The organism is Phenylobacterium sp. (assembly GCF_035276905.1).
Taxonomy (GTDB): Bacteria; Pseudomonadota; Alphaproteobacteria; order Caulobacterales; family Caulobacteraceae; genus Phenylobacterium.
This window is the reverse complement of record NZ_DATELG010000429.1, coordinates 1-8,932: the sequence shown is the minus strand read 5'-3', so window position 1 is coordinate 8,932 and position 8,932 is coordinate 1. Positions and strand designations below refer to the sequence as shown.

General features: G+C 72.1%; 9 protein-coding genes. 6 read left to right on the top strand and 3 right to left on the bottom strand.

What is annotated here, in order from left to right:
• The 4 genes from VJS38_RS20535 to VJS38_RS20520 form a co-directional block, all read left to right on the top strand.
• The coding region (locus VJS38_RS20535) for a sugar phosphate nucleotidyltransferase (RefSeq protein ID WP_324090008.1) at nucleotides 1-918 on the top strand (918 nt) is incomplete at its 5' end.
• Nucleotides 919-977: 59 nt separating this feature from the next.
• Nucleotides 978-2,042, top strand: a complete 1,065-nt coding sequence (locus tag VJS38_RS20530; RefSeq protein ID WP_324090007.1) for a glycosyltransferase family 2 protein — start codon at nucleotides 978-980, stop codon at nucleotides 2,040-2,042.
• A 91-nt stretch (nucleotides 2,043-2,133) separates the two neighbouring features.
• The gene (locus VJS38_RS20525) at nucleotides 2,134-2,493 is read left to right on the top strand and encodes a hypothetical protein (RefSeq protein WP_324090006.1); all 360 of its coding nucleotides are present in this window, start codon (nucleotides 2,134-2,136) and stop codon (nucleotides 2,491-2,493) included.
• A 27-nt stretch (nucleotides 2,494-2,520) separates the two neighbouring features.
• Nucleotides 2,521-3,987 carry a hypothetical protein gene (locus tag VJS38_RS20520; protein WP_324090005.1) on the top strand — a complete coding sequence of 489 codons (1,467 nt, stop codon included), beginning with the start codon at nucleotides 2,521-2,523 and terminating at the stop codon, nucleotides 3,985-3,987.
• Here VJS38_RS20520 and VJS38_RS20515 read toward each other — a convergent pair whose 3' ends face one another.
• Both VJS38_RS20515 and VJS38_RS20510 read right to left on the bottom strand, forming a co-directional pair.
• Nucleotides 3,988-4,500: a hypothetical protein gene (locus tag VJS38_RS20515; protein ID WP_324090004.1), complete on the bottom strand. Its 513-nt coding sequence runs from the start codon at nucleotides 4,498-4,500 to the stop codon at nucleotides 3,988-3,990.
• Nucleotides 4,500-5,276, bottom strand: a complete 777-nt coding sequence (locus VJS38_RS20510; protein WP_324090003.1) for a hypothetical protein — start codon at nucleotides 5,274-5,276, stop codon at nucleotides 4,500-4,502. The genes VJS38_RS20515 and VJS38_RS20510 overlap by 1 nt, the downstream gene beginning before the upstream one ends.
• Nucleotides 5,277-5,405: 129 nt before the next feature.
• Here VJS38_RS20510 and VJS38_RS20505 point away from each other — a divergent pair, with 129 nt between their 5' ends.
• Nucleotides 5,406-6,836, top strand: coding sequence for a hypothetical protein (locus tag VJS38_RS20505; protein ID WP_324090002.1), 1,431 nt, complete (start codon nucleotides 5,406-5,408; stop codon nucleotides 6,834-6,836).
• Here VJS38_RS20505 and VJS38_RS20500 read toward each other — a convergent pair.
• Nucleotides 6,813-7,904 (bottom strand): hypothetical protein, encoded by a 1,092-nt coding sequence (locus VJS38_RS20500; RefSeq protein WP_324090001.1) that lies wholly within the window; start codon nucleotides 7,902-7,904, stop codon nucleotides 6,813-6,815. The two genes, VJS38_RS20505 and VJS38_RS20500, sit on opposite strands and share 24 nt — an antisense overlap.
• A 122-nt stretch (nucleotides 7,905-8,026) precedes the next feature.
• Here VJS38_RS20500 and VJS38_RS20495 point away from each other — a divergent pair.
• On the top strand, nucleotides 8,027-8,932 hold a 906-nt coding region (locus VJS38_RS20495; RefSeq protein ID WP_349254652.1), incomplete at its 3' end, for a hypothetical protein.

Below are 8,932 nucleotides of genomic sequence, written 5' to 3'. Positions count from 1 at the left end.
CTGTTGCGGGCCGCCGGGCTCCCGGCCGTCGAGCGGCTGGTGGTCGTCGCGGGCGAGCCGCACCTCCAGTTGGTCGTCGACCAGCTGGGGGCGCTGAACCTCGAGGCCGACGTTCTCCTGGAGCCGGGCCCGCGCGACTCGGCCGCCGCTGTCGCTGCGGCCGCGGCCTGGATCGCGCGCGCCGCCGAAGACGGCGTGGCGCTTTTCCTGTCCTCCGACAATCATTTCGCCGACGAGGCCGACTTCGCCAGCTCCGCCGGGATCGCGGCCGACGCGGCGGGGCAGTCGGGAATTGTGTCACTGGGCATGCAGCCGCGGTCTCCCTCGCCGGCCTATGGCTACATCGTGCCATCCAGGCCGGCGCGGCTGAGCCCGATCCTGCGATTCGTCGAGAAGCCCGACGAGGCGCGGGCCGGCGAGCTGATTTCGGAGGGCGCCCTTTGGAACAGCGGCATCTTCGCGGCCGGCGCGTCCATGCTCCTGCAGGAGTTCAGAAAGCACGCGCCTGAGACCCTGGTGGCGGTGGAAACGGCGATCTCCCAGGCCGCCGTCAAGGGCCGGGTGATTCGCCTTGGAGACGCCTTCCTGGACTCTCCGCGGCGCTCGATCGACTACGCCCTGCTCGAAAAGACCGCGCACGCGTCGGTCCTTCGCGTCGCCTTCCAGATCTCCGACCTGGGCGCATGGTCGACGGTGTGGCGGCTCTCGCCCAAGGACGGCCAAGGCAACAGGGCCTCGGACGGCGCCGTGCTGATCGACAGTGAAAACGTGTTACTCCGGGCTCCCCCCGGCGCCCGCGTGGCTGTGATCGGCCTCTCCAACGTCGCAGTGGTGCTTGTCGGGGAGGATCTGCTCGTCTGCAGCCTCGATCACGACCAGTTGGTTAAGGCGGCGGTGGAGAGGTTCTCGGCGCCCTGAGCTTCGTCAGGCGTCTGCGTGCCTTTGCGGCCGATATTCTTCGTGTTAGCCCGCGCTCGATGACGATCGACACGCCCCATCGGCAGGCGAAGGCTCTCGGGAGCGAGCGCTTCGCATCGAACGCTCCGCCCCTCCTCGAAGGCGCCGGCGTCTGGTTCGTCATCCCCTGCTACAAGGTCAAGGCGCACATCCTCGCCGTGCTGGCCCGCACGCCGGCCTGGGTCGAAGGGGTCGTCTGCGTCGATGACGCCTGTCCGGAGGGGTCCGGCGACTTCATCCTGGCGAACGTGCGCGATCCGCGGGTCGCGGTGGTCAAGCTGCCGAAGAACCTCGGCGTCGGCGGGGCGACGCTGGCCGGCTATCGCGAGGCCGAGCGGCGCGGCGGCCAGGTGCTGGTCAAGGTCGACGGCGACGACCAGATGGACCTGTCGTACGCCGCCCAGCTGGTCGCGCCGATCCTGCTGGGCGAGGCCGACTACGCCAAGGGCAACCGCTTCACCTCGATCAGCCACCTGCAGCAGATGCCGACGGTGCGCATCTTCGGCAACGCCGCGCTGAGCTTCGCGGCCAAGGTCTCCACCGGCTACTGGAACATCTTCGATCCGACCAACGGCTTCACCGCCATCGACGCCCAGGTCGCCAAGCTGGTGCTGCGCAAGCGCATCTCGCAGCGGTTCTTCTTCGAGACCGACCTGCTCTACCACCTGGGCACCCTGCGCGCGGTGGTGCGCGACGTGCCGATCCCGGCGCGCTACGCCGACGAGGTCTCCAACCTGCGCATCGGCGCGATCGTCGGGCCGTTCGCGCTGAGGCACCTTCGCAACTTCGCCCAGCGGGTGCTCGGCCAGTACTTCGTCCGCGACTTCAGCGTGGCCAGCCTGGAGCTGGTGTTCGGCCTGTTCTCGCTGCTGTTCGGCGTCGGCTACGCCGCGCACTACATCTCGGTGCGCCTGCCGGGGCAGTCGGCCTCGGCCGGGGTGGTCATGGCCGCGGCCCTGCCGGTGATCCTGGGGTTCCAGCTGCTGCTGCAGGCGGCCAACTTCGACGTCCTGAACGTGCCGAGCCGGCCGATCCACCCCTATCTGCGCACCGTGGCGAAGATGGAGCAGGAAGCGCAGGGCTGAGGTGGCGGCCCGACGTGGCGGCCCAGCTTGACCCGCAGGCCGGAAGCGGGCTCTACCGACAGGCTTGGCGAGGGGGAACGGCTTGGGCTCGGTGGGACTTCTCTGGGGACTGGTTGCGCCGCTCGCCTGCGTCTGCGTGATCTCCGCCGGCCAGCTCTTGTTCAAGCTCGCCGCCGGCCACCTCGACCCGCGCCATCCGCTGGCCGATCCGCGCGGGCTCGCTATCCTGGCCGTGGCCCTGGCGCTCTACGGCGGCGCGACCCTGGTCTGGGTGATGATCCTCAGGCACGCGCCGCTCAGCCGGATCTATCCGCTGATGGCGCTGAGCTTCGCGCTGACGCCATTGGGCGCGATGGCCTTTCTGCGCGAGCCGGTCTCCGGCGGCTACTGGGCCGGCGTCGGGCTGATCCTGGCGGGCCTGGTGGTCATCAGCCGCACGTCGGCCGGCTGAGCCGTGACGAAGGGCGGGGAGCAGGCGATGGACGGCCGCAGCGCGAACGCCTGGGCGGCCTGGCGCTGGCTGCTGATCGCAGGTTTCGCCCTGATCGCGGCGGTCAATCTGCCCGGCCATCTGCCGCTGGATTCGGCGACCGGCCTCTGGGAGGGCCGCCACCACGAGCGCATGAGCTGGGGGCCGCGCATGTACAGCGCCATCCTCGGCTTCTTCGACCATCTCGTGCCCGGCTGGGGCCTCTATACGGTCGCGAGCCTGATGATCACCGCGCTCGCCTGGGCGGCCTTGCCGCACATCCGGCGGCGGGTGTCGTGGGCCGGGCCGTGCGCGCTGGCGGCGGCCTTCGCCCTGCCGCAGGTGCTGATTCTGCAGGGCGTCGTCTGGCGCGACGTGCTGTTCGCCGACCTCACGGTCGCGGCCTTCGCGGCGCTGGCGCTGGCCTCGCGGCTGTGGGCGGCGCCCGCCCGAACATTTGGCGGTTCGGAAGAACCGCCAAATGTTCATAAGTCTTTGAAGTCAGACCATTCGCTACGCCGAACCGGCGTCCACTTCGGCGGCGAATGGTCTATGCGCTGGCCGCTGCTGGCCGCGGCGGTCGCCGCGCTCGCTGTCGGCGCCCTGGTGCGGCAGAACGGCGGCGTGGTGATCGTCCCCTGGGCGCTGGCGCTCGGCTGGATCGCGGGCCAGGGCCGCTGGGACCGGGGCCTGGGCTGGGCCGCCGCGGGCCTGGCGGCGCCGCTCGCCTTCGCCCTGCTCCTCGCCTTCCTCAACCCGATCCACGAGACTCCGGGCAAGCCGCGCGCCACCGGCATGGTGCTTCTGGCGCACTACGACGTCGCCGCCGCCATCGTCGAGGATCCCAAGCGTCCGCTGCCGCAGCTGGAGGCGGACCGGCCGCTGTCGCTGGTCGTCCTGCGCCGCGAGCTGCCGGGCGTCTGGTCGCCGATGCGCATCGACACCCTCGACTGGACGCCGTCGGTGCGCCGCGCCCTGTGGCGTATCAAGGGCGCGTCCTGGGAAGCCCAGTGGCGCGCGATGATCCTGCAGGACCCGCTGGGCTACCTGCGCCGCCGGCTGGAGGTGTTCCGCTGGGTGTTCCTGACGCCGAAGCTGGAGCTCTGCGGGCCGCTGCAACTGGGCGTGGAAGGCTTGCCGCAGGTCCTGGGCGATCTGGGCCTGACCCGGGGGCCGACGATCCAGGATGCGGCGCTCTACGCCTACGCCCGGCCGTGGTTCGCCACGCCCTTCTATTCGCATCTGACCTATGCGCTGGCGGCCGCGGCGGTCGCGGTCTTCCTGCTGCTGCGGCGCGAGGCTGGCGACATCGCGATGGCCGCCCTGATGGTCGCCGCCCTGGGGTTTGCGGCCACCTTCCTGATCGCCTCGATCGCCTGCGACTACCGCTACCTCTACGCCCTCGACCTCGCGGCCATCACTGGCGTGCTCTACGTCGCCGTCGACCCGTCGCGGCGCGCGAGCCTCGACGACTGACTAGAGCTCCATCTCGCCCATCGGGCAGATCGCCTTGCCGTCCTCGACCAAGCCCCAGGCGACGACCAGGCCGGAGGTCGCCCGGGCCGCGCCGCGCCATCCGGTCCGCTGGCTTTGCACCTCGGGCGCGTACTTCGGCACGTCCGGCCGCGCGCCGCCCACGGCCTCGCCGGCGCCCCAGACCCTGAGGGTCTCGTCGGTCAGCAGGATGCGGGCGAGCGGCTGCTTCGCCTGCTTGTCCCAGCCCCAGCCGCCGACGGCGCTGCCGGCGGGCGGCCCGGCGTAGCGGCCGAGCCTGTGATCGGCGTTGCCGAGGCAGGTCTCCTTCTGCGGCAGCGCCTGGGTGACGATCTTGCCCATGAAGGGCTGGGCCCAGGCCGGCGGCGTAGGGAGAGGGCCGGCGACCAGAGGCGCGACCTTGTGCGGCGCAGGCGCGTCGGCCCGCGGCGCCTGTGCGGGGCCGCAGGCGGCGAGGATCGCGGCGGCCACGCAGAGCAGGGCGGCGCGCCTCATCAAGGGCTCTCCTCCATCGCCGCATCTCGAAATGCGTCGTCGAGGGCTGCGCGCACCTCCTCGTAGGCGACCTTGAACATCCGCTCGTAGAACAGCGCGCCGGCGTGCGGCCGCGCCGTCACCCGCGCTGGCTCCAGCGCCTGCCAGGCGAAGCCCCGCCGCGCCGTCCCCGCGAACATCGCCGGCCAGATGCCGGACCAGGCATAGGCCTGCGAGGGAAAGGCCCGGACCACCGCCATCCAGCGCAGCCATTCGGCCGGCGTCAGGCGGACCGCCGTGCGCGGGCCGTTCTGCGCCAGCGGCGCGCCGCCGCGCAGCAGCGGGCCGGCCAGCCCCCGGCCGTTGTAGAGCGTGAACTGCCGGACCGGCGGGCCGCCGAGCCGCGCCGCCAGCCGCACGGCCATGAAGGCGCAGGCGTCGTGATCCATGTGGCCGCCCTCCCAGGCCGGAACCACCAGCCGCGTCACGCCCGCCCCCTCGGCCTGGACTTGGGCGACCGCCTCGGCCAGGCGCGGGAACATGACGCCCGCCCCGCGGTGCAGGCTCTGGTCGAACACCCCGCTGCCGAGGCCGAGCGGCAGGACGGCGGCTTCGGCGATCCCCTGGCGCGCCAGGAAAACCCGCGTCTCGGCCAGCCGCCGGGCGCCAAGGGCCGCGTCGCGGTAGTCGACCAGGTAGACGAACCGCTGCTCCAGGCCCTCGCGCGCCGCCTGCCAGATCAGCGGCAGGGCGCAGTATTCGTCGTCGAAGTGCGCCAGGATATAGACGACGCTCATGAGGTGGTTCCGGCGCGGCGCGCGGAGCCGCGCGGTCGGAATGAGCATGATTTCGCCCATAGTCCAAGGCTATGGGCGGCGCTTGCGGGACGCTGCTGCGCCGTGGGAAGGGGACAGGTGGTCGGGCGAATGAGGACGACGGGAGATCGGGCCACGCGGGCGGCATATGTGGCGGCGCTCGCGCTCGGCTGGGCGGCCATGTTGGTCGCCAACCTGCCCGGGCACCTGACGTTCGATTCCCTGCTCGAGCTGCTGGAGGGGCGGATCCGTGTCCGCCAGAGCTGGGCGCCGGCCTTCTACGCCTGGGTGCTGGGGGTGTTCGACGGCGTCTCGCAGGGGACCGGCCTCTACGTCGCGGCCAGCGGGCTGCTGCTGTTCGCGGCGCTCGCCTCGCTGCCCTGGCTGCGCGGCCGCACCAGCCGCTGGGCGGTGGTCGCCGCCGTGCTGTTCGGCCTTTCGCCGCTGGTGCTGATCTACCAGGCGATCGTCTGGAAGGACGTCCTGTTCGCCAACGCCTCGATCGCCGGGATGATCTGCCTGGCCTGGGCGCTGGCGCGCTGGAACGCGCGGAGCTTCAGGATCGCCCTGCTCCTCGGCGCCCTGCTGCTCCTGGGCGCCGCCGCGCTGCTGCGCCAGAACGGAATCGTCGTCGGCGCCCTCGCCGCCGTGGCGCTTGGCTGGGCGCGGTTCCAGGCCCGGCCGCACGGCGGCGCCTCGGGCGAGCGCCGGCGCTGGCGCAGGGGCCTGGGCTGGAGCCTGGGCGGGATCATCGCCGTGGTGGCGGTCTCGCACGGCATGAACCTCGCCACCCGGCCGAGCGGTCCGCCCGGATCGGCCGAGGGCATGGGGGAGGGCCTGCGCATGCTGCAGAGCTACGACCTCTTCGCCGCCGTGACCCTGGACCCGGACTTTCCGCTGGCCGCGGTCGGTCGGGCGGCCCCGCACGCCGCCGCAACCTTCCGCAGCCTGGCGCCGAAGTACTATTCGCCCGAGCGCATCGACTTCGCCGACGGCCAGCCGCGGATCGCGGCGGCCATGCGCGCGGCGCCGGCGGCGGCGCTGGCGGCGGACTGGCGGGCCTTCATCCTGCAGCGGCCGTGGCTTTACCTGCGGGCGCGGGCCGAGGCGTTCCGCTGGGTCTTCCTGACGCCGAGGATCGAGCGCTGCGTGCCGGTCTGCCTGGGCGTCCAGGGACCGCGGGAGGTGCTCGACGACCTCGGCATGAGCTACCGCTGGTCGGCCCAGGACGAGCGGCTGCTGCGCTACAACGGGGCCTTCCTGCGAACGCCGGTCTATTCGCACCTGGCCTATGCGCTGCTGGCGCTGGGCGTGGGGATCGCGCTCATGTTCCGGTGGGCGCCGGCGGACCTGGCGGTGATCGCCCTGATGGCGGGCGCGCTGGGCTTCGCCGCCAGCTTCTTCGTGATCTCGATCGCCTGCGACTACCGCTATCTCTACTTCCTGGACCTCGCGGCCATGGCGGGGCTGCTCTACGTCGCCGTCGATCCGCCGGGATCTGGGGGTGGGCGCGCGCGGTCAGCCCGCAAGGATCGCGTCTAGCGCCCAGCCGGCCTCGTCCATCACGCCCTTCTGCGCCCACCAGTCGCGCTGCACGGAGGCCATCCGCGCCAGCGTCTGCTCCAGCTCCTGGCGCAGCAGCTCCAGCTCGCGGTGTTCCCAGGCCAGGGACTGGCGCGCGCTCAGCAGCTCGACGCGCGCGGCGTCGAGGTCGCGCGCCGCGGGCGAGACCAGGGCCCCGATCTCGCCTCGCCGCTCGGAGAATCGCTGCGCCACATCGTCGAGGGCCGAGGCCGGCTGCGGCTCGTCGCGCGCGGCGGCGACGAACCAGGCGTAGACGGCCGCGGCGATCTCGCCGGTCCAGCCCAGGGCCGCCAGATCGCCGTCGGCGCGGTTGTGGCGCAGCTCCGACGTCAGCGCGGCGTCGATCGAGCGGGCGGCCGCCTTGCCCAGCTTGGGCAACGGGGCGTCATGGTCCCGCTCGATCCGGGCCGCCTGGCCGCGCCAGTCGGCGAGCATGGCGTCATAGTCGACGAACGCCCGCGGCAGGTCGCGGCTGTACGCCTCGGCGGCCAGCATGTAGGCGCTCCACAGGAGCACCGACTTCTGCGGCGAGAACCCGTCGCGCCGGGCGAGCGAGCCCGCCACCGCCAGCGGATGGCGCACTGGGATGACGCAGCGGGCGTCGAGGTCGAAGGCCTCGAACACCCGCCGCCACAAGGGCAGCAGGACGGTGACGCGCGGGTCCTTGATCAGCGGATAGCGCCTGGCGGCGAACTCCTCGCGGAAAAGGACCGTGGCCCGGCGCAGCCATTCGTCCGCCTCCGCCTCGGGGAGCTCCGGGCAGGGATAGGCGAAGGCGTCGTCCCAGGCCGAGCCCGCCGCCCGCAACCGCTCGTCATTGAAGGTCGCGATCCGCCAGGGTTCGAAATAGCCCTGGGCGTTGTGCTCGTCGGCCGGCATGACGTTCTTCGGCAGCTGGGCGCCGGCGAGCGAAAGCAGTTGGGTCACCGCCGAGGTGCCCGACCGGTGCATGCCGAGCACCAGATAGGCTGTGCGGCGGCTCGAATCGGCCGGCTTCGACGGGCTTGGCGTGTCGGTCGTCGTCATCGCCTTCGCTGGTTAGGCCTGCTCGCGCATCGTCGCAACCGCCTCTGCGACCACGCCGGTTGATCCACCGGACCTTCTGTTGCACACAAGCCCCTCGCCGCCGTGAAGGGAAGATACGCCGAATGGCCGCTACGGCCGAAGCTGACGAGGCCTACCGGATCGTATCGACCGCGGTCGACCAGGCCTTCTATCGGGCGACGAACCCGGAACTGGTGCGGCCCGGCTTCGATCCGGTGCGCCACTATCTGGAGCAGGGGTGGCGCGAACGGCGCGACCCGGCGCCCTGGTTCTCGGTGAGCCGCTACCTCGACGCCTATCGCGAGGTCGCCGAGCGCGCGGAGGAGCCGCTCGGCCACTATCTGCGCTTCGGCGCCCGCGCCGGCCTGGATATCTTTCCCTCGCGGCACGGCGCGGCCTGGCGGCGGGCGCAGGGCGGGCCCTGGACGTTCGAGCCGCCGCCGCCGCCGCTCAGCCCGCGCATCCCTCAGACGACGCCGGCGCCGGGCCCAGGTCCGCTGTTCGACGAGGCCGAGCGCACCGTCGTCGCGGCCGAGTTCGACGCCGACTTCTACTTCCAGGCCTATCCCGACCTCGCCAAGCCCGGCTGCGATCCGCTGGAGCACTTCCTGGCGCACGGCTGGCGCGAGGGGCGCGACCCGACGGCGTGGTTCTCGGTGCGCGACTATCTGAACGACAATCCCGACATCGAGCGCACCGGGCTCAATCCGTTCGCCCACTACATCGCGACCGGCCGGGCCGAAGGCCGCCCGCCGCGCGGCGTCCTGGGCTTCCGCTACAAGATCATCGCCGGCCTGGTCCCGTTCGAGGATCGCCTGGTCGAGGCGGCGGAGCGGGCCCGCAAGGCGGCGCCGCAGCCGGCGACGGATTTCGCCCCGGTCGTCGCCTGCTCGCGCACCGGCCTGAAGGACCTGCACATCACCTTCAGCCATGACGACTACGCCGCCAACGTCGGCGGCGTGCAGCTCTGCCTGCAGTACGAGTCGGCGAAGGTGGCCGAACGCGGTCTG

Bases quoted from the DNA above. Each gene is read 5' to 3' on its own strand.
- VJS38_RS20530 (WP_324090007.1), top strand. From the start codon at position 978: ATGACGATCGACACGCCCCATCGGCAGGCGAAGGCTCTCGGGAGCGAG.
- VJS38_RS20500 (WP_324090001.1), bottom strand. From the start codon at position 7,904: ATGACGACGACCGACACGCCAAGCCCGTCGAAGCCGGCCGATTCGAGC.
- VJS38_RS20515 (WP_324090004.1), bottom strand. From the start codon at position 4,500: ATGAGGCGCGCCGCCCTGCTCTGCGTGGCCGCCGCGATCCTCGCCGCC.
- VJS38_RS20520 (WP_324090005.1), top strand. From the start codon at position 2,521: ATGGACGGCCGCAGCGCGAACGCCTGGGCGGCCTGGCGCTGGCTGCTG.
- VJS38_RS20505 (WP_324090002.1), top strand. From the start codon at position 5,406: ATGAGGACGACGGGAGATCGGGCCACGCGGGCGGCATATGTGGCGGCG.
- VJS38_RS20510 (WP_324090003.1), bottom strand. From the start codon at position 5,276: ATGAGCGTCGTCTATATCCTGGCGCACTTCGACGACGAATACTGCGCC.